Origin of the sequence: Embleya scabrispora (assembly GCF_002024165.1) — a bacterium.
In the GTDB taxonomy this organism is placed as follows: domain Bacteria; phylum Actinomycetota; class Actinomycetes; order Streptomycetales; family Streptomycetaceae; genus Embleya; species Embleya scabrispora_A.
Map to the genome: position 1 here is coordinate 2,408,267 of NZ_MWQN01000001.1, position 21,786 is coordinate 2,430,052.

Consider the following 21,786-nt stretch of genomic DNA (forward strand, 5'->3'; position numbering starts at 1 on the left):
GGCTGTCAGTCCACCGTCACGTAGTCGGGGCCGGAGTAGCGGCCCGTGGCCAGCTTCTGGCGCTGCATCAGGAGGTCGTTGAGCAGGCTGGAGGCGCCGAGCCGGAACCAGTCGGGGTCCAGCCAGTCGGAGCCGACCGTCTCGTTGACCAGGACGAGATACTTCATCGCGTCCTTGGTGGTGCGGATCCCGCCGGCGGGCTTGACGCCCACCTGGCGACCGGTCGCCTCGCGGAAGTCGCGGACCGCCTGGAGCATCACCAGCGTCACCGGCAGTGTCGCGTTGACCGCGACCTTGCCCGTGGACGTCTTGATGAAATCGGCGCCCGCGAGCATCGCCAGCCACGACGCGCGGCGAACGTTGTCGTACGTCGACAGTTCACCGGTCTCCAGAATCACCTTGAGGTGGGCGCTGCCACCGCCCGCGGCCTCGTCGCGCGCGCAGGCGGCCTTGACCGCGACGATCTCGTCGAAGACGTCGCGGTAGCGGCCCGCCAGGAACGCGCCGCGGTCGATGACCATGTCGATCTCGTCCGCGCCGGCGGCGACCGCGTAGGCCACGTCGGCGAGCTTGACGTCGAGCGAGGCGCGCCCGGACGGGAACGCGGTGGCGACCGCGGCGACGTGTACGCCGGAGTCGCCGAGCGCCGCCTTGGCCTCGGCGACCAGATCGCCGTAGACGCAGATCGCGGCGGGTCGGGGGGTGTCGGGGGCGCCCGGGTCCGGATGCAGCGCCTTGGCGCACAGGGACCGGACCTTGCCCGGGGTGTCGGCACCTTCCAATGTGGTCAGGTCGATCATCCGGATGGCGAGGTCGATCGCGGCGACCTTCGCATCCGTCTTGATCGAGCGGGTGGCGAGCATCGCTGCCCGCGCTTCGGTTCCGACCCTGTCGACGCCGGGAAGCCCGTGCAGGAAGCGTCGAAGGGCCGCTTCGGACGAGGTGACCTCGGCCGGGTCGGCGAGAATTGCAGACGGCATGCTCACAAGACGAGCATATCTACTCGCGTAGCGTCCGGGCCGGCGGTCCGGTCGAGGCAAAGTGCCGAGGCGTTCGATACCCGGGCATCGACACCCGCGCGCCGTGGTGCGGCACAATCACCGGTCATGAGCAGCGACGAGGACATCACCACGTACCGCTCCCGACCGGCGATGGCCGTCGGGGTGCTTCTGATCGCCGTCGGGCTGTGGATGGTGATCGACACGTTGATCCGCGGCGACGGGGACACCAAGTGGCTCGCGATCGCCGTCGTGGTCTTCTTCGCGATCCTGGTGGTCGCGCTCACGCTGCGCTCGGCGGTGCTGGTCGGGCCGGAGCAATTGGTGATCCGCAACCCGTTCCGCACCATCGTGGTGCCGTGGGGCGCGGTGGAGCGGGTGCGCGCCGAATACTCGATCGAGGTGCGCGCGGACGACAGGTCCTTCCACATCTGGGCGATCCCGGTCTCGCTGCGCGAACGCAAGCGCGCGCTGCGACAGCAGGGCCGCGCCGCCGCCGAGGATCCGTACGGCCGCGGCAGCGCGCACGACCTGCCCCAGCTCTCGCACGCCGACCAGGTGGTGGACGACCTGCGCGGGATGAGCGAGCAGTTCGCCAAGGCGTCCACCGGTCCGGTGCGGGTGCACTGGTCGCCGGAGATCCTGGGCGGCCTGGCCGTGTCCGGCGTCGCCTCGGTGCTGCTCGGGCTGCTCTAGGACCCGCCGCGATCCGCTCCGGCGCGGATCGGGCCGATCTCCGGCGCACACGCGAGCGGCCCTCGACCCGGGTGGGGTCGAGGGCCGCTCGCGTGTGCGTGGCCAAGCGTCAGGCCGTCGGGCCGATGCGGTCGATCAGGATCGGGGTCGGCTCGAACGTGGTGCCCGTCGGGGCGATCGTGATCGCGTCGGACAGGATCTCGGTCGCGTACTCGAAGCGCTCCGGGGTGTCGGTGTGCAGAGTCAGCAGGGGCTGACCGGCGACCACCGTGTCGCCCGGCTTGGCGTGCAGTTCGACGCCCGCGCCCGCCTGGACCTGCTCCTCCTTGCGGGCCCGACCCGCGCCCAGGCGCCAGGCCGAGACGCCGACCGCGTAGGCGTCGACCCGGGTCAGCACGCCGGACGAGGCGGCGGTGACCACCTGCGTCTCGCGCGCCACCGGCAGCTTGGCGTCCGGGTCGCCGCCCTGGGCCCCGATCATCCGCCGCCACACGTCCATCGCCGAGCCGTCGCGCAGCGCGTCGGCCGGATCGATCCGGGTCTGCCCGGCCGCCGCCAGCATCTCCCGGGCCAGCGCCACGGTCAGCTCGACGACATCCGCCGGACCGCCGCCGGCCAGCACCTCGACCGATTCGCGGACTTCGAGGGCGTTGCCCGCGGTCAGACCCAACGGGGTGGACATGTCGGTCAGCAGCGCGACCGTCTTGACCCCGTGGTCCACGCCCAGCCGGACCATGGTGCGGGCCAGTTCGCGCGCGTTGTCCAGGTCCTTCATGAACGCGCCCGAGCCGACCTTGACGTCGAGCACCAGCGCGCCGGTGCCCTCGGCGATCTTCTTGCTCATGATCGAGCTGGCGATCAGCGGGATCGCCTCGACCGTGCCGGTCACGTCGCGCAGCGCGTACAGCTTCTTGTCGGCCGGCGCCAGTCCGTCGCCCGCCGCGCAGATCACCGCGCCGACGTCCTCGAGGACTCGCAACATCGCGTCGTTGGACAGCGCCGCCTGCCACCCCGGGATGGCCTCCAGCTTGTCCAGCGTGCCGCCGGTGTGGCCGAGGCCGCGACCGGACAGCTGCGGCACGGCGACACCGCACGCGGCGACCAGCGGGGCCAGCGGCAGGGTGATCTTGTCGCCCACCCCACCGGTGGAGTGCTTGTCGGCCGTCGGCCGGGACAGCGTCGAGAAGTCCATCCGCTCGCCCGAGGCGATCATCGCGTCGGTCCAGCGGTTGATCTCCGTCGCGTTCATCCCGTTGAGCAGGATGGCCATCGCGAGCGCCGACATCTGCTCGTCCGCGACCTCGCCGCGGGTGTACGCATCGACCACCCAGTCGATCTGAGCCGCCGTCAGTTCACCGCGGTCCCGCTTCGTTCGGATGACCGAAATCGCGTCCATGCCGTCCATTTCCTCTCGGCCGCCGAGGCGGCCCGTTCGACTTCCGGACACACGGTGCTACGCGAGGTCCTCGGGCCCGAAGGCATCCGGCAGGATCTCCCGCAACGGCCGTATCCCGTGCTTGGTTTCCAGCAACATCCCCGGGCCGCCGTGCTCCCACAGCAACTGCCGGCAGCGCCCACAGGGCATCAGTACCGCACCCTCGCCGTCCACGCAGCAAAACGCCACGAGCCGGCCGCCCCCGCTCGCGTGCAGCGCGGACACCAGACCGCACTCCGCGCACAGCGTGAGGCCGTACGACGCGTTCTCCACGTTGCACCCGGACACGATCCGGCCGTCGTCCACGAGGGCCGAGGCGCCGACCGGATACTTCGAGTACGGCACGTACGCGCCCCGCATCGCCGCCCGCGCCGCGTCCCGCAGCGCGGGCCAATCGATCTCCGACACGCCCGTCATCCCTTCGTGTAGGGCTTGTTGGCCGCCGCCGGAGCGCGCACCTTGCCGACCAGACCGGCCACCGCGAAGATCGTCACCACGTACGGCATCATCTGCAGGAACTGGCTCGGGATCGACGTGTTCAGCGGCTGCAACGAGGTCGCGAGCGCGCTGGTGAAGCCGAATAGCAGCGCCGCGGCGACCGCCCCCAGCGGACGCCAGCGCCCGAAGATGACCGCCGCGAGCGCGATGTAACCCGCGCCGGAGGTCATGTCCTTCGAGAAGGTGCCCACCGTGCCGATGGTCAGGAACGCGCCGCCGACACCGGCGATCGCGCCCGCCATCATCACGTTGCGGTAGCGGGTCGCGTTGACCTTGATGCCGACCGTGTCCGCCGCCGTCGGGTGCTCGCCCACCGCGCGGGCGCGCAGCCCCCAGCGGGTGTGGAACAGGCCCAGGTGCACGATCACGATCAGCGCGTACATCAGGTACACGATCACGTTGACGTCGAACAGGACCGGGCCGATCACCGGGATGTCGGCGAAGCCCGGGATCCGGATGTTGTCGAACACGCCCGGGTCGTTGTACTGCTCGGGGTCCTTCTGCAGCAGCTGCGTGTAGAGGAAGCCGGTGATGCCGGTGACCAGCAGGTTGATCACCACACCGAGGACGACCTGCTCGACCAGGTAGCGCACCGCGAAGACCGCGAGCAGTCCGCCGATCAGCGCGCCCGCGACCGCGCCGGCGGCCAGCCCGGCCCACAACGACCCGGTCACCGACCCGGTCAGCGCGGCGGCGAACGCGCCGAACAGGAACTGGCCGTCGATGGCGATGTTGACCACGCCGGAGCGCTCGCCGATCACGCCGGCGAGCGCGCCGAGCACCAGCGGCACCGCGGCCAGCAGGGTGTTCTGCAGGGCGCCCGCGAAGGACATCTGCTTGCCCGCGACCGCCCACACCAGGAACGCGATCACGAACGCGATCAAGAACAGCGCGATGCTCAGCCGGACGGCCAGGCGCGAGCGGTCGAAGGCGATCCGCAACCCGCCCGCGACCATGCACACCACGGACATCGCGATCGCCACACCGCGCGCGGGCAGCGACAGGTCGCCCACGTGGGTGGTGTCGCGGTTGGGCACGGTCATCCCGAAGACCGCGTCCTCGCCGCCCGAGGTGCCGAAGCCGAACGCCCACAGCGCGTACAGCCCGACCAGGACGAAACCGATGCCCGTGATCAGGGCCTTCTTCCGGGCCGCGGCCCGCACCACGTCGGCGGCCTCGCCGGTGGGGTTCACCGGAGCCTCCACGTCGGGGGCGATCACGGTGTCCGCCACCTGCGTGCCTCCTTCAGGATTCCGCTCGGTCATGCCTGGACCCCCACGGTCTCCTTGGCGGCCAGCGGCCCGCCCTCGGCGCCCTTGCGGGCACCGCGCAGCCGGAAGATCGAGCGCACCAGCGGCGGCGCCGCGACGAACAGCACGATCACGGCCTGGATGACGATGACGATGTCGACGGACACGTTCGCGGACGCCTGCATGACCGAACCGCCCGCGCGCAGCGCGCCGAACAGCAGCGCGGCCAGCACCGTGCCCAGCGGCTTGGTCCGACCGAGCAGGGCCACGGTGATCGCGTCGAAGCCGATGCCGGCGTCGATGGCCGGGGTCAGCGTGTGTGCCGGGTTGGTCGAGCTCATCACCTGCGAGACACCGGCGAGACCGGCCATCGCACCGGCGATCACCATCGCCAGGATCTGTGCCCGGGCCACGCTCATCCCCGCCGTACGGGCCGCGTCCGGGTTGGAGCCCACCGCGCGCAGCTCGAAGCCGAGCGTGGAGCGGTTGAGCAGCCACCAGTAGATCCCGGCCGCGAGCAGCGCCAGGATGATGCCGAAGTGGATCCGCAGGTTGTCGCCGAACAGGTTCGGCAACACCGCGTTGTCGTGCGCGTCCTTGCCGATCGGCTGCGACTGCCCGCCGCGTCGGAAGGTGTCGGTGGTCAGCAGCCAGCCGAGCAGCAGCACCGCGACGTGGTTGAGCATGATCGTGACGATCACCTCGTGCGCGCCGAAGCGGGCCTTGAGGAAACCGGCGATGCCCGCGTACAGACCGCCGCCGATCACGCCGGCGAGGATCACGAACACCAGGTGGATCACCGGCGGCAGGTCGACGACGAACCCTATCCACGACGCGAACACCGCGCCGGCGATGATCTGCCCCTGCGCACCGATGTTGAACAGCCCGGTGCGGAACGCGATCGAGACCGCGAGACCGCCGAAGATCAGCGGGGTGGCCTGGGTGATCGTCTCGGAGATCGGCCGGAAGTTGTCCTCGATCGAGCCGTCGGCGAACAGGTCCGGGTTCATGATCGAACCCTTGAACATCGCGCTGTAGGCGTCGGAGACCAGGCTCCACGAGGCGGACAGCGCGTCGCCGGGGGCGGCGGTGAAGTACTTGTACTGGTCGAGCACGTCCTGGTCCGCGAGGATCATCAGGACGCCGCCGACCACCAGGGCGAGCAGGATGGCCAGGAACGTCACCACGGCCGAGTTGCCGGTGATGATCGCGTCGAGCATCGCTCGGCCCAGGGACGACTTGGGCGGCGCGGTCGCGCTCGCCCCGGTCGCCGCCGGCTTCGCCTCGCTCGGCTTGCCGGGCGTGCTCTTGTTGTCCTCGGTCACGCTGGGTCCTCCTCCCCCGGGGTTGCGTCGCTCTCGTTCGTGATCGTCTTGGCCTCGACCGGCGCGGCCGGGGCCGTGTCGCCACGGGTGGCTCCGGCGCCGTCGCCGTGCTCCGCGCCGGGCAGCACGCCGGCCATCAGCAGCCCCAGGTCGCCGCGCGAGGTGGTCGGCGAGACGATGTCCACGATCCGGCCCCGGTACATCACCGCGATCCGGTCGGCCAGCGCGACCACCTCGTCCAATTCGGTGGACACGATGATCACCGGGGTGCCCACGTCGCGCTCGGCCACGATCCGCTTGTGGATGAACTCCATCGCCCCCACGTCCACCCCTCGGGTGGGCTGCGAGGCGATGAACAGCCGCAGCGGGCGCGAGAGTTCGCGCGCGACCACGACCTTTTGCTGATTGCCGCCGGACAACGTGCCCGCCGGCGAGTCGATGGTCTGGGTGCGGATGTCGAACTCCTCGACCCGCTTGCGCGCGTTGTCGCGCACCGCGCTCGGCACGATCGACCCGCGCCTGCCGAACGGCGCCTGGGTGACCATGTCCAGGACCAGGTTCTCGGCCACCGTGAAGTCGCTCACGATGCCGTCGTGCTGGCGGTCCTCGGGGACGAAGCCGACCCCGGAGCCGAGGATCTGCCGCGGGCTCATGCCCGCCAGGTCCTTCCCGTCCAGGCTGATCGACCCGGCGGCGGGGGCGCGCAGCCCCAGGATCGCCTGGGTCAACTCGCTCTGGCCGTTGCCGTCCACGCCCGCGATGCCCAGGATCTCGCCCTCGCGCAGGTGCAGGTCGACCCGGTCCACCACGGCCTGCCCGTTGGCGTCGAGCACGGTCAGGTCGTTGATCTCCAGACGCACCGCGCCCGGCGCGGCCTCGGTCTTGTCGACCACCAGCTTGACCGGCCGGCCGACCATCAGCGACGCGAGTTCCTTCTCCGAGGAGGCCGGGTCGGCGGTGCCGACGACCTTGCCGCGACGGATCACGGTGATCCGGTCGGCGACGGCCTTGACCTCCTTGAGCTTGTGCGTGATGAACACGATGGAGTGGCCGGACTCGCGCAGAGCGCGCATCACCCGGAACAACTCCTCGGTCTCCTGGGGGTGAGCACCGCGGTGGGCTCGTCCAGGATCAGCACCTTGGCGTCGCGCACCAGGGCCTTGAGGATCTCCACCCGCTGTTGCAGACCGACGGGAAGGTCCTCGACCAGCATGTCCGGGTCGACCTTGAGGCCGTACTCGTCGACGAGGTCGAGCACCTTCTTGCGGGCCCGACGGCGGTCCAGCCAGCCCATCGGCTTGGTTTCCTCGTGGCCGAGCATGACGTTCTCGGCGACGGTGAAGACCGGGACCAGCATGAAGTGTTGGTGGACCATGCCGATGCCGGCGTCGATCGCGTCACCGGCGGTGCGGAACTTGCGGGGGGTCCCGTCGACGACGATCTCGCCCTCGGTGGGCTCGTAGAGCCCGTAGAGCACGTTCATCAGGGTCGACTTGCCGGCACCGTTCTCACCGAGAAGGCAGTGGATCTCCCCCGGCTCGACGGTCAGGTCGATGTGGTCGTTGGCGACCAGCGACCCGAACCGTTTCGTGATTCCGCGCAGTTCGAGCTTCAACGCGGAGACCTCCTCGGCTACGCCCCCCGCGAGGGGCCGCTACGGGTTCGACCCGGGTCCCCTCGGGGCCCGGGCGGTACGGACACGGGCGCCGCGGAATTGCTTCCGCGGCGCCCGATCGCTTGAGTCAGCTCTTCGGCTGGTTCTTCGAGGTGATCTTGATCTTGCCGCTGACGATGTCGCCCTTGACCGCGGTCAGCTCGGACTTCAGGTCGGCGGGGACCTTCGAGTCGAAGTCGTGGAACGGGGCGAGGCCGACGCCGTTGTTGGCGAGGGTGCCGATGGTGGCCTTGGTGGTGAACTGGTTGTTCGCCGCGGCCTTGACCGCGTTGAACACCTGGGCCTTGATGTCCTTGGTCACCGTGGACAGGAACACCGACTTGTACTGCGACGCGCTCTCGAAGCCGTCCTGGTCGACCCAGATGACGCTCGCCTTGCCGCCGCTCTTCTGCACCGCGGAGGCCGCGCCGAGGCCGGTCTGGCCGGCGACCGGCATGATCACGTCGGCGCCCTGGGCGATGAAGTCGTTGGCGATGCGCTCACCGTCGGCCGGCGAGTCGAACTTGCCCGCGAGCGAGCCGTCGCCCTTGACGTCGTCCCAGCCGATGACCTGGACGTTCTTGCCCTTGGTCTGGTTGTAGTACTTGACGCCCTGGACGTAGCCGTCCATGAACACCGTGACCGGCGGGATCGGCAGCGCGCCGAAGGTGGCGACCTTGCCGGACTTCGAGTAGCCCGCGGCGAGGTAGCCGCCGAGGAAGCCGGCCTCGGCCGTGTTGAACTCCAGGCCCTGGACGTTCGGCTCGATGCTGGACGAGTCGACGATCGCGAACTTCTGGTCCTTGTGCGTGGACGCGGCGGCCTTGGTCGCGTCGGCCATCAGGCCGCCGACCGCGACGATCAGCCCGCACTTGTCGTTCACGAGGCTGTTGAGGTTCGGCACGTAGTCGTTCTCGGTCTTCGAGGTGATGTACTTCACCTCGACGCCCAGCTCCTGCTTGGCCTGCTGGAGGCCCGCCCACGACGACGCGTTGAACGAACGGTCGTCGATGCCGCCGGTGTCCGTCACCATGCATGCCTTGAAGTCGATCTTCACCGCCTGCGTACCACCGGGGGTGGCGCTGGTGCCCGAGTCCGACTTCTTGTCGTCCTTGGGCTTGCTACCGCACGCGGCGGTGGCGGTGAGGGCGAGAGTGACGCCGACCGCAGCCGCGGTCACCTTGGATACCCGGCGCACGGGTGTCTCCTTCCGATGAGCGCCCCTTCGGGCGCTGCTCCCAGATGCAGACTCTGACGCGCTTGGATCCCTGGTAAACGCGCGTAGACCTGCTAGCCGTCGGAGAGCATACCTAGTAAAAGAATATGAGCGACAAAAACCGGAAATCGCCACCGCAACACGCCCCGTTAGCCCGGCCGATTCGACGAGGCCGAGACGGGTCGACGCGGAACCGGGCAGTCCGCGACATGACCAGGACGTGACAAGTCGTGACAGGACGGAAAAGACCCGGTGCCGCACGACGTCGAACGGCACCGGGTCGGAACATTACAGACTCGCGAACGCGACAGGAACGGGGACCGGAGTCGCGATCGTTAACAGTTCCGCATACGTCCGTTCCGGACCCGGCCGGCCCCTCGGGCGGCGCCGGGTCCGGTCGGGGTCAGCGGAAGGGGCGCAGCGCGAGCCCGGCGAACAGCTCGACACCGATCCCGATCGCCCGCTCGTCGACGTCGAACTGCCCCTGGTGCAGGTCGTATACGGGTTCTCCGACCGGTCGCACGCCGAGCCGGGTCAGCTCGCCGGGGACCCCTTCGAGGAACCACGAGAAGTCCTCGCCGCCGAGGCTCTGCTCGGTGCCCTCGACCGCGCTCGCGCCCAGCACGCCGGTGGCGACGGTGCGCATCGCGGCGACCGCGTCGGGATCGTTGACCACCGGCGGCACGCCGCGGTGGTGCTCCAACTCCCACTTCGCGCCGTAGGTCGAGGCGATCACGTCCACCAGCTCGTGCATCACGTCGGGGGCCTGCCGCCACGCCTCCAGGTCCAGGCAGCGCAGGGTGCCCTCCAATTCGCCGTGCTGCGGGATCACGTTCGGCGCGGAGCCGGACTCGATCCGCCCCCACACCAGGCTCGCGCCCGAGCGCGGGTCGATCCGGCGCGAGAACGCCGAGGGAAGCTCCGCGGCGAGCTTGGCGAGCGCGGTGACCAGGTCGGTGGTGCGGTGCGGGCGGGCGGTGTGACCACCGGCACCCGTGAGCGTGATCACCACCCGGTCGCAGGCCGAGGTGATCGCCCCGGAGCGCAACCCGACCCGGCCGACCTCCACCTTGGGGTCGCAGTGGATCGCGTGGATCTCCGAGACGCCGGCCAACCCGCCGGCCTTGATCACGTCGAGCGCGCCGCCCGGCAGCTTCTCCTCGGCCGGCTGGAAGATCAGCCGGACCGGGCGCGACAGCAGACCCTCGCGGGCGAACTCGGCCAGCACCAGAGCGGTGCCGAGCACGATCGAGGTGTGCACGTCGTGTCCGCAGGCGTGCGCGCGGCCGGGCACGGTCGAGCGGTACGGCACGTCCTTGACGTCGTCGACCGGTAGCGCGTCGATGTCGCCGCGGAACGCGATCAGACCCCCGTCGGCGCGGCCGCCGGGCGAGGCGCGATCGGGTCTGATGTCGCACACCAGGCCCGTCCCGGGCAGCAGTCGCGGGTGCAGACCCGCGCGTACCAGCCGTTCCCGGATGAGCCCGGTGGTACGGAACTCCTCCCGACCCAGCTCTGGGTGCATGTGCAGATCGCGCCGAAACGCGACCAGCTCGTCGGCGAAAGCCGCGGCCTTGCCGGCGGCCTGGGCGGAGAGGGAATCGCTCACCCACGCAAGGGTACGTTGCATCGGTCTTCCCGACGTGGTAGGGAGCGAATTACCCCCGTTCGGGTGAGAAAAAAGCCTCCCGCCGGCGCATGCGCTACGGCCGGTAGGGGTATGACTTACCGCTCGTTCCCACATTGGAAGGCTTCTGCCCACTCGCGCCGCTATAAACCAAGCGCCCCATTGATCAGGACTCTCCTTGCCTGCCATGGAACGCGTCCAGGATGCGAGACGCGGCAAGGGTCGCGGTGAGATTGCCGGCCCGGACGTCGCGTTCGAGGGCGGGCACGATAGCCCGTACCGAGGGGTGCTCGCGCAGCTCGGCGAGGAGCGCGTCGTGCACCGTCGCCCAGGTCCAGTCGACCTGCTGGCGGCGGCGCAATTCGGCCAACTCGCCGGTGGCCTCCAGGGTCTGCCGGTGCTTGAGGACGGTCTCCCAGACCTCGTCCAGGCCCTCCCCGGACAATCCCGAACAGGTCAGCACGGGCGTCGTCCACGACTCGCCGGGCCGGCGCATCAGCCGCAGCGCGCCCGCCAGTTCGCGGGCGGCCCGGCGCGCGGCGAGGGCGTACTCGCCGTCCGCCTTGTTCACCGCGACCACGTCGGCCAGTTCCAGGACGCCCTTCTTGATGCCCTGGAGCTGATCGCCGGTGCGGGCCAGGGTCAGGAACAGGAAGCAGTCGACCATGTTCGCCACGGTCGTCTCGGACTGGCCCACGCCGACCGTCTCGACCAGGACCACGTCGTAGCCGGCCGCCTCCATCAGCACGATCGACTCGCGGGTGGCTCGGGCCACCCCGCCGAGCGTGCCGGCGGTCGGCGAGGGCCGGACGAACGCGTGGTCGTCCACCGCGAGCCGGCCCATCCGGGTCTTGTCGCCCAGGATGCTGCCGCCGTGCCGGGAGGAGGACGGGTCGACGGCGAGCACCGCGACCCGATGGCCCGCGCCGGTCAGCCGGGTGCCCAGCGTCTCGATGAAGGTGGACTTGCCCACGCCCGGCACGCCGGTGATGCCCACCCGGTGGGCACCGCCGGCGTGCGGCAGCAACTTGACCAGCAACTCCTGCGCCAGGTCGCGGTGGTCGGCCCGGGTGGACTCGACCAGCGTGACCGCCCGGGCCAGGGTCGTGCGATTGCCCGCGAGCACGCCCTCGGCGTATGCGCCGACGTCGATCACCCGTGCCATCAGTCGACCGGCAGCTCGTGGTCCAACTGCTTGTACAGGCCCCGGAGCAGGTCCACCGCGGCGTCGGCGATCACCGTGCCGGGCGGGAAGACGGCGGTGGCGCCCATGTCGAGCAGCGGCCGCACGTCGGCGGGCGGGATCACCCCGCCGACCACGACCATGATCTCCTCGGCGTACAGCGCGGCCAGTTCCCGGCGCAGCGCCGGCACCAGGGTGAGGTGACCGGCCGCGAGCGAGGACACGCCGACCACGTGCACGTCCGCCTCGACCGCCTGTCGGGCCACCTCGCCCGGCGTCTGGAACAGCGCGCCCACGTCCACGTCGAAGCCGAGGTCGGCGAACGCGGTGGCGATCACCTTCTGCCCCCGGTCGTGCCCGTCCTGGCCCATCTTGGCCACCAGGATGCGCGGCCGGCGGCCCTCCAGTTCCTCGAACCGGGCGACCAGCCCGCGGGCCGTCTCCACGTTGGCCGACATGCCCACCTCTTCCCGGTAGACCCCGGTCAGCGTGCGGATCTGCGCCTGGTGCCGGCCGTACGCCGACTCCAGCGCGTCGGAGATCTCGCCGACGGTGGCCTTGGCCCGGGCCGCGTCCACCGCGAGCGCGAGCAGGTTGTGTTCGAGGTCACGCGGCCGGGTGCCCTCGACGTCCGCCTGCGCGGCGCCGGAGAGCGCGGCCAGCGCCCGGCGCACCGCGTCGTCGTCGCGTTCCTCGCGCAGTCGGCGCAGCTTCTCCAACTGGCCCTCGCGCACCGCGTTGTTGTCGATCTTGAGCACGTCGATCGCCTCGTCGCTGGCGACCAGGTACTTGTTGACGCCGATCACCGACTGCCGGCCCGAGTCGATCCGGGCCTGGGTGCGCGCCGCCGCCTCCTCGATGCGCAGCTTGGGCAGGCCCTCGGCGATCGCCGACGCCATGCCGCCCGCCCGCTCGGCCTCGGCGATGTGCTCCCGGGCGCGTACCGCGAGGTCGTGGGTGAGGCGTTCGAGGTAGGCCGAGCCGCCCCACGGGTCGATCACGTCGCACGTACCCGACTCCTGCTGGAGCAGCAGTTGGGTGTTGCGCGCGATCCGGGCGGAGAAGTCGGTCGGCAGCGCCAGCGCCTCGTCCAGCGCGTTGGTGTGCAGCGACTGGGTGTGGCCCTGGGTCGAGGCCATCGCCTCCAGGCAGGTGCGCACCACGTTGTTGAACACGTCCTGGGCGGTCAGCGACCAGCCCGAGGTCTGCGAGTGGGTGCGCAGCGAGAAGGACTTGGGGTTCTTCGCGCCGAACGACTTGACGATGTCGGCCCACAGCAGGCGCGCCGCGCGCAGCTTGGCGACCTCCATGAAGAAGTTCATCCCGATCGCCCAGAAGAACGACAGGCGCGGCGCGAACGCGTCGATGTCCAGGCCCGCCTCGACGCCCGCGCGCAGGTATTCGATGCCGTCCGCGAGCGTGTAGGCCAGTTCCAGGTCGGCCGTGGCCCCGGCCTCCTGGATGTGGTAGCCGGAGATGGAGATCGAGTTGAACTTCGGCATCTTCTGCGAGGTGTACGCGAAGATGTCGGAGATGATCGACATCGAGGGTTTGGGCGGGTAGATGTAGGTGTTGCGGACCATGAACTCCTTGAGGACGTCGTTTTGGATCGTCCCCGTGAGCTGTTCCGGTGCCACCCCCTGCTCCTCCGCCGCGACGATGTAGAGCGCGAGTACGGGCAGCACCGCGCCGTTCATCGTCATCGACACCGACATCCGGTCCAGCGGGATGCCGTCGAAGAGTTGGCGCATGTCGTAGATCGAGTCGATCGCCACCCCCGCCATGCCGACGTCGCCGGTCACGCGCGGGTGGTCCGAGTCGTAGCCCCGGTGGGTGGCCAGGTCGAACGCGATCGACAGGCCCTTCTGGCCCGCCGCGAGGTTGCGCCGGTAGAACGCGTTGGACTCCTCGGCGGTGGAGAAGCCCGCGTACTGGCGGATCGTCCACGGCTGGTTGACGTACATCGTCGGGTACGGCCCGCGCAGGAACGGCGTGATGCCCGGGTAGGTGCCCAGGAAGTCGAGCCCTTCCAGGTCCTCGTCGGTGTACAGCGCCTTGAGCGGGATGCCCTCGGGAGTGTCGTGGGTCAGCGCGTCGGCGTCCTTGCCGGTCTCCTCGCGCACCGCGTCGCGCCACGCGTCGAGGTCGCCGGACGCGGGCGCGTCGAGCTCGACCTGGGTGAAGTCGGGAATGCTCATTTCGCCCCCTCCGGGGTCGGCGAGAGGTTGTCGTACGTGGTGTGCAGCACGTCGAGCGCGTCGCATCCGCTGTACACGTACCCGTCCACGTCGGCGCCGTGCGCCTTTTGTCCCGCGAGCAGGATCCGACCCGCTCCGGCGGCACGCAGCGCGGCGGCGACCGGGGCCGCGAGTGTGGCGTAGAGCTTCTCCGAGGAGGTCAGCACGACGGTCGCCGGACGGCCCGCGTCGATCCAGCGCGCGACGGTCGCCTCGGCCGCGCTCTCGTCGCTCTCGGTGGTCCCCGCCTCCACGGTTGCGATGCCGCCGGCCGCGAACAGGTTGGCGGCGAAGCCGGCCCGCGCGGTGTACTGCGCGAGCGGTCCCAGGGTGGCGAGGAAGACGGTCGGCCGGGCGCCGGTGGCGGCGAGCCGCGCGTCGGAGCGGTCGCGCAGCGCCTCGTACGCCTCGGCGTAGCGCACCCGGGGCAGCCCGGCGGCGGAGACCGGGATCTCGGGCGCGGGTTCGCGCACGACGGGGGCCTCGGTCAGGTTCGGGAATTCGCTGACCCCGGTGATCGGGTCGGTCCGGGTGGCGATCGCCCGGTCCCGTGCGGCGCGCACCTCGGCGAGGCGGTCGGCGAGCCATCCCGAGTCGAGCGTCGCGACGATGTCGCCTCGCCGCTCGATCTCCTGGAAGAACGCCCATCCGGCCCGGGCGAGGTCGTCGGTGAGTTGTTCGACGAACCACGAGCCGCCCGCCGGGTCGATCACCTGGGCGAGGTGCGACTCCTCCAGGAGCAGTGCCTGGGTGTTGCGGGCGATCCGCCGGGAGAACGCGTCGGGCAGCCCGATCGCGGCGTCGAAGGAGCGCACGGTGACCGCGTCGGCGCCGCCGACGCCGGCCGCGAAGGAGGCGACCGTGGTGCGCAGCATGTTGACCCAGGGGTCGCGCCGGGTGGTCATCGCCCACGAGGTCAGCGCGTGCTGGCGCTGGGCGCCGGCCGCGGGGGACGCGCCGGATGCCTGGGCCACCCGGGCCCACAGCCGGCGTGCGGCGCGCAGTTTGGCGATGGTGGGGAACTGTTCGGCGGTGGCGGCGAAGCGGAACTCGATCAGCCCGAGGGCGGTGTCCACGTCGAGCCCGGCGGCGGTGAGCGCGCGCAGGTAGGCGACGCCGGCGGCGGTGGCCGCGCCGAGTTCCTGCCCGTCCGAGCCGCCCGCCTCGTGGTACGGCTGTCCGTCGGCGACGATCGCCTGGATCCCGGGGAACTCCGCGTGGGCGCGCGCCGCGAGCCGCGCGGCGGCGGGCAGGTCGGCGCCCGAACCGGTGCGCGCGTGCGAGGAGATCGGATCGGCGCCGAGGTTGCCGCGCAGGTCGGCGGGCGCCACGCCGCTCGCCCGGAACACCGCGAGTAGGGCGTCGGCGGCCGGAACGAAGTCGGCGCCGGTGGCCAGGGCCACCGGCGCCAGGTCGAGCAGCACGCCGTCGAGCGCGCGAGCCAGCGCGTCGGGGGCCAGCGCGTCGGCCCCGACGTGCAGGAAGACGGAGGTGACCCCGTTCTCCAGGTCCGCGAGCACGCTCTCGTTGGCCCGCGCCGGGTCGGTGTCCGCGTGCGCCTGGCGTACGTCCCAGCCGTCGGCCGCGTGACCGGCCGCGCGCGAGCCCCGGACGAACGGGCTCAGTCCGGGCAGGCCCGGCCGCGCCGCGGCCTCGGTGTAGAGCGGGGACAGCGTGATGCCGTCGTAGGTGGTGGTCGCGAGCAGGTCTTCGGGGCGCTCGGGCGTGTCGTTCTCGCCCAGCACCTTCGATTTGCGGAGCACGCCGGCCACGAGGCGCTGCCATTGGTCCCGCGTGGGTTGCGGGAACCGGCCAGCGAAGGTGGATCCGGTAGACGTGCCGCCATCGACAGTAGCCTCCGTCATGCGTCGCATCGTAGGGACCGGGGCGGCGGATGAATACGCACCACTGATGTGATGTCAGCCCTACCGGCGGGTCACCCCACCGACCTGCGGGTTCGCGCTTGCGGTGATCTTTCGTCCGGGCGTGGCCCGCTTTCCCCCATACGAGTGCTGACGGGGCGTCAGGAAATCGGAATCCCGCTACGCGCGCGTCACCCGGATGGTTCCACTCCGGCATGCGGAATGGATCACATCGCGCGCCCTGCAACAAGAGGGCCCCCGAACGGTGGCTACCATGGCCGGGGCCGGGCGACCGATACCCGGCCGGGCCGACCGACAACCAGAGGGTCCGACACCGAACGCGGACACCCTCCCAGCCGGCCGTGTCCCCTCATGTACCGCACCCGGAGGGTAGTTTCCGTGCCGGCTGGAACGCTCTACCGCGGCCGGGAAGGCATGTGGTCCTGGGTGGCTCATCGAGTCACCGGCGTCCTCATCTTCTTCTTCCTGTTCGCGCACGTCCTCGACACCGCACTCGTACGGGTATCCCCCGAGGCGTACGACGAGACGATCGACATCTACAAGAACCCGTTCGTCAACCTGCTCGAATACGGGCTCGTCGCGGCCATCCTGTTCCACGCGCTCAACGGTCTGCGGATCATCGCGGTGGACTTCTGGGAGAAGGGCCCGCGCTACCAGAAGCAGATGCTCTGGACGGTCGTCGGCGTCTGGGTCGTGTTGATGGCCGGCAGTGCCTACCCGATCCTGCAGCACTCGATCAAGACCATCTTCGGGAGCTGATGTGTCCGCCACCATCGAAAACGCACCCCGGATCCACGGCGGCGGGCCGTCGATCGAGTCGCCGCGCAGCAAGCGTTCGCCGCGCTCGACCAAGACCAACTTCGAGCTGTACGGCTGGCTGTTCATGCGGCTGTCCGGCGTGCTCCTGGTCGTCCTGGTCCTGGGCCACCTGCTCATCCAGCTCGTCCTGGACGGTGGCGTGTCCAAGATCGGCTTCGCGTTCGTCGCGGGCCGCTGGGCGTCGCCGTTCTGGCAGTCGTGGGACCTCATCATGCTGTGGCTCGCCGAGCTGCACGGTGTCAACGGTCTGCGCACGATCATCAACGACTACGCGGAGCGGGACCAGACCCGGTTCTGGCTCAAGGCGCTGCTGTACACGTCCGCGCTGATCGTGCTTTTCCTGGGGACGCTGGTGATCTTCACCTTCGACCCCAACATCGGCAACTGACCGCGGCCGACCCAGCACCCGAGGACTGAACGAGCATCATGCAGACCCACAAGTACGACACCGTCATCGTCGGCGCGGGCGGCGCCGGCATGCGCGCGGCCCTGGAGTCGAGCAAGCGCAGCCGTACCGCCGTACTGACCAAGCTGTACCCCACGCGTTCGCACACCGGCGCCGCGCAGGGCGGCATGTGTGCCGCCCTCGCCAACGTCGAGGAGGACAACTGGGAGTGGCACACGTTCGACACGGTCAAGGGTGGTGACTACCTCACCGACCAGGACGCCGCGGAGATCATGTGCAAGGAGGCGATCGACGCCGTCCTGGACCTGGAGAAGATGGGCCTCCCCTTCTCCCGGACCCCCGAGGGCCGGATCGACCAGCGCCGCTTCGGCGGGCACACCCGCGACCACGGCAAGGCGGCCGTGCGCCGCTCCTGCTACGCGGCGGACCGCACCGGCCACATGATCCTCCAGACGCTGTTCCAGAACTGCGTCAAGCAGAACGTCGAGTTCTACAACGAGTTCTACGTCCTGGACCTGCTCCTGGCCGAGGACGAGGCGGGCAACAAGACCACCTCGGGCGTGGTCGCCTACGAGCTGGCCACCGGCGAGATCCACGTCTTCCAGGCCAAGTCGGTGATCTTCGCGACCGGCGGCTTCGGCAAGGTCTTCAAGACCACCTCGAACGCGCACACCCTCACCGGCGACGGCATGGGCATCGCGTGGCGCCGGGGGCTGCCGCTGGAGGACATGGAGTTCTACCAGTTCCACCCGACCGGTCTCGCGGGCCTGGGCATCCTGCTCACCGAGGGCGCCCGCGGCGAGGGCGGCATCCTGCGCAACGCGGACGGCGAGCGCTTCATGGAGCGCTACGCGCCGACCATCAAGGACCTCGCGCCGCGTGACATCGTCGCGCGCTCGATGGTCCTGGAGGTGCTGGAGGGTCGCGGCGCCGGTCCGAACAAGGACTACGTCTACCTCGACCTGACCCACCTGCCGGCGGAGCAGATCGAGGAGAAGCTGCCGGACATCACCGAGTTCGCGCGCACCTACCTGGGCGTCGAGCCGACCACCGAGCTGGTCCCGGTGTACCCGACCGCGCACTACGCGATGGGCGGCATCCCGACCAACGTCGAGGCCGAGGTGCTGTCGGACAACACCACGGTGGTCCCGGGTCTGTACGCGGCCGGCGAGGTCGCCTGCGTGTCCGTGCACGGCTCGAACCGGCTCGGCACCAACTCGCTGCTCGACATCAACGTGTTCGGCCGGCGCGCGGGCATCGCCGCCGCCGAGTACGCGACCACGCACGACTTCGTCGAGCTGCCCGAGGCCCCCGAGGCCACGGTCGTCGAGCTGATCGAGCGGCTGCGCGACAGCGCGGGCACCGAGCGGGTCGGCCAGATCCGCGCCGAGATGCAGGAGACGATGGACGCCAACGCCGGCGTCTACCGCACCGAGGAGACGCTGAAGCAGGCGCTCGCCGACATCAAGGGCCTGCAGAAGCGCTACCTCGACGTCTCCATCCAGGACAAGGGCAAGCGGTACAACACCGACCTGCTCGAGGCGATCGAGCTGGGCTTCCTGCTCGACCTCGCCGAGGTCCTGGTCGTCGGCGCGCAAAACCGCAAGGAGTCGCGCGGCGGCCACGCCCGCGAGGACTTCCAGGCGCGCGACGACGAGAACTACATGAAGCACACGATGGCGTACCGCGAGGTCGACGCGAAGGGCGAGCACTCGATCCGCCTGGGCTACAAGCCGGTCGTGGTCACCCGCTACCAGCCGATGGAGCGTAAGTACTGATGACTGCCGTAGTGGAAGAGACCGCGCCCGGCACCGGGCACGGCAGCACGGCCGCCGAGCGCGACCACACGCCGATCGTGATCACGCTGCGGATCCGCCGGTTCAACCCGGAGACCGACGCGGAGCCGTACTGGCAGGACTTCAAGGTCGAGGCCGACCCGACCGAGCGCATCCTGACCGCCATGATGAAGATCAAGGCGGAGCAGGACGGCTCGCTCACCTTCCGCCGCTCCTGCGCGCACGGCATCTGCGGCTCGGACGCGATGCGGATCAACGGGCGCAACCGGCTGGCCTGCAAGACCCTGGTCAAGGACCTGGACATGGCCAAGCCGATCACGGTCGAGGCGATCAAGGGTCTGAAGCTGGAGAAGGACCTCGTCGTCGACATGGATCCGTTCATGCAGGCGTACAAGGACGTGATGCCGTTCCTGATCACGTCGGGCAACGAGCCGACGCGCGAGCGGTTGCAGTCGCCCGAGGACCGCGAGCGGTTCGACGACACCACCAAGTGCATCCTGTGCGCGGCGTGCACCACGTCGTGCCCGGTGTTCTGGAGCGACGGGCAGTACTTCGGCCCGGCCGCGATCGTCAACGCGCACCGGTTCATCTTCGACTCGCGGGACGAGGGCGCCGAGGAGCGTCTGGAGATCCTGAACGAGAAGGAGGGCGTGTGGCGCTGCCGCACGACCTTCAACTGCACCGAGGCGTGCCCGCGTGGCATCGAGGTCACCAAGGCGATCCAGGAGGTCAAGCGCGCGCTGATCTTCCGCCGCGTGTGATCGATCCGCACCGACGAGGGCCCGGAACCGTGCTTCGGTTCCGGGCCCTCGGGCGTTCGGAGTCGGCGACCGTCAGCCGGCTTCCGCCGCGCGGACCCGGTCGCCGTGGCGCAGGGTCGCGGCGCGCAGCGCGGTCTCGGCGTCGACGCCCTGACGGGCGGCCAGTTCGGTGACGGCCAGCAGCAGGTCGCCGATCGCCTCGGGGCCGGCGTAGTCGTCGGCGTCGACGGCCGGCGGGAGCGCGGGGGTGGGCACGGTCAGGCCGGCCCTGCCGGTGCGGGAGAGGAACTTCGCGGCCAGCGCCAGCGCCGGCTGGCTCATCGCGATGCCGTCGAGGGCCGACGCGCGATGCGACTTCTCCGCGGCCTTGAGCGCGTCCCAGTTGGCCTCGACCGCCTCCGGGGTGTCGGCCTCCACGTCGGCGAACACGTGCGGGTGGCGGCTGATCAGCTTGTCCACGATGCCGCCGGCCACGTCGTCGATGCCGAACGGGTCGGCCTCGTCCTCCTGGGCGACCCGGGCGTGGAAGAACACCTGCATCAGCACGTCGCCCAGTTCCTCGCGCAGGTGGTCCCGGTCCCCCGAGTCGATCGCGTCGACCAGTTCGTAGGTCTCCTCGACCAGGTAGCGGGCCAGCGACTCGTGGGTCTGCTTCGCGTCCCACGGGCAGCCGCCGGGCGAGCGCAGCCGGTCCATCACCGCGACCAGGTCGAGCAGGCGCGCGCCCGGCAGGTCCCAGGCGCCGGGCAGCAGTTCGATCTCCGGGACCGGCTCGCCGCCCTCGTCGCCGGCCGCGACCCGGGCGAGGGCCGGGCCCAGGCCGGGGTCGTCGTCGGTCGCCGCGAGCCAGACGACCAGGCCCGTGCGGGCCCGGTCGAGCAGGTGCCGGGCGAGCGCGAGCGGGCCCGCGTCGAGGTCGGCGATGTCGACCTCGACGCCCGCCTCGCGCAGATACGGCAGTTGGGGGTGGTCGGCGTCGGCGGTCAGCACACACCCGGTCGGCGTGCCGGCCGCCTCGCGCAGCGTGCGCCACGCGGGCCAGCTCAGCAGGCCGGGGGCGACCCGGTGGGTGCCGGCGAGCAGGACGAGGCGGGCGGGCGGCGCGGCGGTAGGCGAATCACTCACCCGGCCAGCCTACGGTCCGGCTCAGGTGCCGCTCGCCGCCCCGGGCGGGGCGTCGGCGGAACCGGCCGCCGGCTGCGTGCCCGGGGCCAGCCACGAGTAGGACGCGGCGGTGGTGGTCAGCTTCGCCGAGTCCCAGGTGCCGTACCTCGGGTTCACCTTGATCTTCATCGAGGTCGCCACGTCGCCCAGGTAGGCGTCCAGCTGCGCCTGGCCGTCGGCGGTGCCCAGGTCGATGTGGCGCACCCGGGCGATCTCCGCCTTCAGCGCCTCGGTCCGGACGAAGTCGTCCACCTCGGCGGGCAGCACGCCGATCCGCACCAGGCGGGCCTCCAGGTTCTGTGGGCCGCCGAGCCGGGCCTCCAGCGTGCGGCGGGCCTGGAGCACCTGGGTCGCGTTCAGACCGACGTGGTTGCGCTCGGCCGCCTCGGCGATCACCCGACGCGAGATCAGCTGGACCAACTCGGCCTGGTTGGCCTCCAGTTGGGCGCTGGTGCCGTTGAGCGGCAGGTTCTGCCGGGAGAACGCCTGCTCCAGCTTGTCGACCTTGGCGTTGAGGGTGGAGATCTCGATGCGCTCCCCGCCGACCATGGCGGCCGCGCCCGCCTTGGATTCCGAGCAGCCGGAGAGCGCGAAGCCGGTGACCAGCACCAGCCCCACCGCGGCCACCCGGGCCCGGGACGCGGCCCGCCGCCGGCGGTGCGCGGAATCGACAGGGACGGAACGCGACGTGCGACTCACACGAACTCCCGATGCTCGATGGCGCTGTACGGCGGTACGACTGTCGGCCACGGCGGATGTGCGACCCATGACCAACGATCAAAGATACGGGTGGGCACGCCCGAAGTCCGCACATTCGCCAAGATCATCCGCGGCGGCC

At 70.5% G+C, this 21,786-nt stretch carries 19 protein-coding genes; 5 read left to right on the top strand and 14 right to left on the bottom strand.

From position 1 onward, the window contains the following. Positions 1-5 precede the first annotated feature (5 nt). On the bottom strand, positions 6-980 hold the full coding sequence (gene deoC / locus B4N89_RS10455; RefSeq protein WP_078975612.1) for a deoxyribose-phosphate aldolase: 975 nt from the start codon (positions 978-980) through the stop codon (positions 6-8). A gap of 126 nt (positions 981-1,106) precedes the next feature. Between deoC and B4N89_RS10460 the strand changes: the two genes are divergently transcribed. Next, positions 1,107-1,694 carry a PH domain-containing protein gene (locus tag B4N89_RS10460; protein ID WP_078975613.1) on the top strand — a complete coding sequence of 196 codons (588 nt, stop codon included), beginning with the start codon at positions 1,107-1,109 and terminating at the stop codon, positions 1,692-1,694. A 109-nt stretch (positions 1,695-1,803) separates the two neighbouring features. Here B4N89_RS10460 and B4N89_RS10465 read toward each other — a convergent pair whose 3' ends face one another. The 11 genes from B4N89_RS10465 to B4N89_RS10510 form a co-directional block, all read right to left on the bottom strand. Continuing rightward, the gene (locus tag B4N89_RS10465) at positions 1,804-3,090 is read right to left on the bottom strand and encodes a thymidine phosphorylase (protein WP_078979258.1); all 1,287 of its coding nucleotides are present in this window, start codon (positions 3,088-3,090) and stop codon (positions 1,804-1,806) included. 57 nt (positions 3,091-3,147) lie between these two features. Beyond that, entirely contained in the window at positions 3,148-3,546 is a 399-nt protein-coding gene (locus B4N89_RS10470) for a cytidine deaminase (protein ID WP_201260824.1), read from the bottom strand. Beyond that, positions 3,543-4,859, bottom strand: coding sequence for an ABC transporter permease (locus B4N89_RS10475; protein ID WP_078975614.1), 1,317 nt, complete (start codon positions 4,857-4,859; stop codon positions 3,543-3,545). Before B4N89_RS10475 ends, B4N89_RS10470 begins: the two co-directional genes overlap by 4 nt. 29 nt (positions 4,860-4,888) lie before the next feature. Beyond that, positions 4,889-6,202, bottom strand: a complete 1,314-nt coding sequence (locus tag B4N89_RS10480) for an ABC transporter permease (protein WP_078975615.1) — start codon at positions 6,200-6,202, stop codon at positions 4,889-4,891. Continuing rightward, the gene (locus B4N89_RS10485) at positions 6,199-7,275 is read right to left on the bottom strand and encodes an ABC transporter ATP-binding protein (RefSeq protein ID WP_235618553.1); all 1,077 of its coding nucleotides are present in this window, start codon (positions 7,273-7,275) and stop codon (positions 6,199-6,201) included. Before B4N89_RS10485 ends, B4N89_RS10480 begins: the two co-directional genes overlap by 4 nt. Further along, positions 7,275-7,817 carry an ATP-binding cassette domain-containing protein gene (locus B4N89_RS51285; protein WP_235618554.1) on the bottom strand — a complete coding sequence of 181 codons (543 nt, stop codon included), beginning with the start codon at positions 7,815-7,817 and terminating at the stop codon, positions 7,275-7,277. The genes B4N89_RS10485 and B4N89_RS51285 overlap by 1 nt, the downstream gene beginning before the upstream one ends. A 127-nt stretch (positions 7,818-7,944) precedes the next feature. Then, the gene (locus tag B4N89_RS10490) at positions 7,945-9,054 is read right to left on the bottom strand and encodes a BMP family lipoprotein (protein ID WP_078975616.1); all 1,110 of its coding nucleotides are present in this window, start codon (positions 9,052-9,054) and stop codon (positions 7,945-7,947) included. A gap of 421 nt (positions 9,055-9,475) precedes the next feature. Next, complete coding sequence (locus tag B4N89_RS10495) at positions 9,476-10,681, bottom strand: amidohydrolase (RefSeq protein WP_235618555.1); 1,206 nt, start codon at positions 10,679-10,681, stop codon at positions 9,476-9,478. 184 nt (positions 10,682-10,865) lie between these two features. Then, positions 10,866-11,864 carry a methylmalonyl Co-A mutase-associated GTPase MeaB gene (gene meaB, locus B4N89_RS10500; RefSeq protein WP_078975618.1) on the bottom strand — a complete coding sequence of 333 codons (999 nt, stop codon included), beginning with the start codon at positions 11,862-11,864 and terminating at the stop codon, positions 10,866-10,868. Continuing rightward, a complete protein-coding gene (scpA, locus tag B4N89_RS10505; protein ID WP_078975619.1) occupies positions 11,864-14,080 on the bottom strand; it encodes a methylmalonyl-CoA mutase in 2,217 nt (738 codons plus the stop codon). Before scpA ends, meaB begins: the two co-directional genes overlap by 1 nt. After that, on the bottom strand, positions 14,077-15,984 hold the full coding sequence (locus B4N89_RS10510) for a methylmalonyl-CoA mutase subunit beta (protein WP_078975620.1): 1,908 nt from the start codon (positions 15,982-15,984) through the stop codon (positions 14,077-14,079). The genes scpA and B4N89_RS10510 overlap by 4 nt, the downstream gene beginning before the upstream one ends. 396 nt (positions 15,985-16,380) lie before the next feature. On the opposite strand from B4N89_RS10510, the gene sdhC reads away from it, so the two are divergent. The 4 genes from sdhC to B4N89_RS10530 are packed head-to-tail and all read left to right on the top strand — an operon-like array spanning position 16,381 to position 19,784. After that, entirely contained in the window at positions 16,381-16,761 is a 381-nt protein-coding gene (gene sdhC / locus B4N89_RS10515) for a succinate dehydrogenase, cytochrome b556 subunit (RefSeq protein WP_078979260.1), read from the top strand. A gap of 1 nt (position 16,762) precedes the next feature. Further along, positions 16,763-17,209: a succinate dehydrogenase hydrophobic membrane anchor subunit gene (locus B4N89_RS10520; protein ID WP_101897047.1), complete on the top strand. Its 447-nt coding sequence runs from the start codon at positions 16,763-16,765 to the stop codon at positions 17,207-17,209. A gap of 38 nt (positions 17,210-17,247) precedes the next feature. Next, positions 17,248-19,005, top strand: a complete 1,758-nt coding sequence (gene sdhA / locus B4N89_RS10525) for a succinate dehydrogenase flavoprotein subunit (RefSeq protein ID WP_078975621.1) — start codon at positions 17,248-17,250, stop codon at positions 19,003-19,005. Next, the gene (locus B4N89_RS10530; protein ID WP_371863005.1) at positions 19,002-19,784 is read left to right on the top strand and encodes a succinate dehydrogenase iron-sulfur subunit; all 783 of its coding nucleotides are present in this window, start codon (positions 19,002-19,004) and stop codon (positions 19,782-19,784) included. The genes sdhA and B4N89_RS10530 overlap by 4 nt, the downstream gene beginning before the upstream one ends. Before the next feature lie 72 nt (positions 19,785-19,856). Here the strand turns inward: B4N89_RS10530 and B4N89_RS10535 are convergent, their stop codons facing one another. Together B4N89_RS10535 and B4N89_RS10540 are read right to left on the bottom strand one after the other, a co-directional pair. After that, a complete protein-coding gene (locus B4N89_RS10535; RefSeq protein ID WP_078975622.1) occupies positions 19,857-20,909 on the bottom strand; it encodes a MazG family protein in 1,053 nt (350 codons plus the stop codon). A 21-nt stretch (positions 20,910-20,930) separates the two neighbouring features. Then, on the bottom strand, positions 20,931-21,647 hold the full coding sequence (locus tag B4N89_RS10540; RefSeq protein ID WP_161500687.1) for a SurA N-terminal domain-containing protein: 717 nt from the start codon (positions 21,645-21,647) through the stop codon (positions 20,931-20,933). Between the last annotated feature and the right edge of the window lie 139 nt (positions 21,648-21,786).

Excerpts from the sequence above, each read along its gene's own strand:
- meaB (WP_078975618.1), bottom strand. The coding sequence starts at position 11,864 with ATGGCACGGGTGATCGACGTCGGCGCATACGCCGAGGGCGTGCTCGCG.
- B4N89_RS10510 (WP_078975620.1), bottom strand. The coding sequence starts at position 15,984 with ATGACGGAGGCTACTGTCGATGGCGGCACGTCTACCGGATCCACCTTC.
- deoC (WP_078975612.1), bottom strand. The coding sequence starts at position 980 with ATGCCGTCTGCAATTCTCGCCGACCCGGCCGAGGTCACCTCGTCCGAA.
- B4N89_RS10460 (WP_078975613.1), top strand. The coding sequence starts at position 1,107 with ATGAGCAGCGACGAGGACATCACCACGTACCGCTCCCGACCGGCGATG.
- B4N89_RS10485 (WP_235618553.1), bottom strand. The coding sequence starts at position 7,275 with ATGCGCGCTCTGCGCGAGTCCGGCCACTCCATCGTGTTCATCACGCAC.
- sdhA (WP_078975621.1), top strand. The coding sequence starts at position 17,248 with ATGCAGACCCACAAGTACGACACCGTCATCGTCGGCGCGGGCGGCGCC.
- B4N89_RS10465 (WP_078979258.1), bottom strand. The coding sequence starts at position 3,090 with ATGGACGCGATTTCGGTCATCCGAACGAAGCGGGACCGCGGTGAACTG.
- B4N89_RS10470 (WP_201260824.1), bottom strand. The coding sequence starts at position 3,546 with ATGACGGGCGTGTCGGAGATCGATTGGCCCGCGCTGCGGGACGCGGCG.
- scpA (WP_078975619.1), bottom strand. The coding sequence starts at position 14,080 with ATGAGCATTCCCGACTTCACCCAGGTCGAGCTCGACGCGCCCGCGTCC.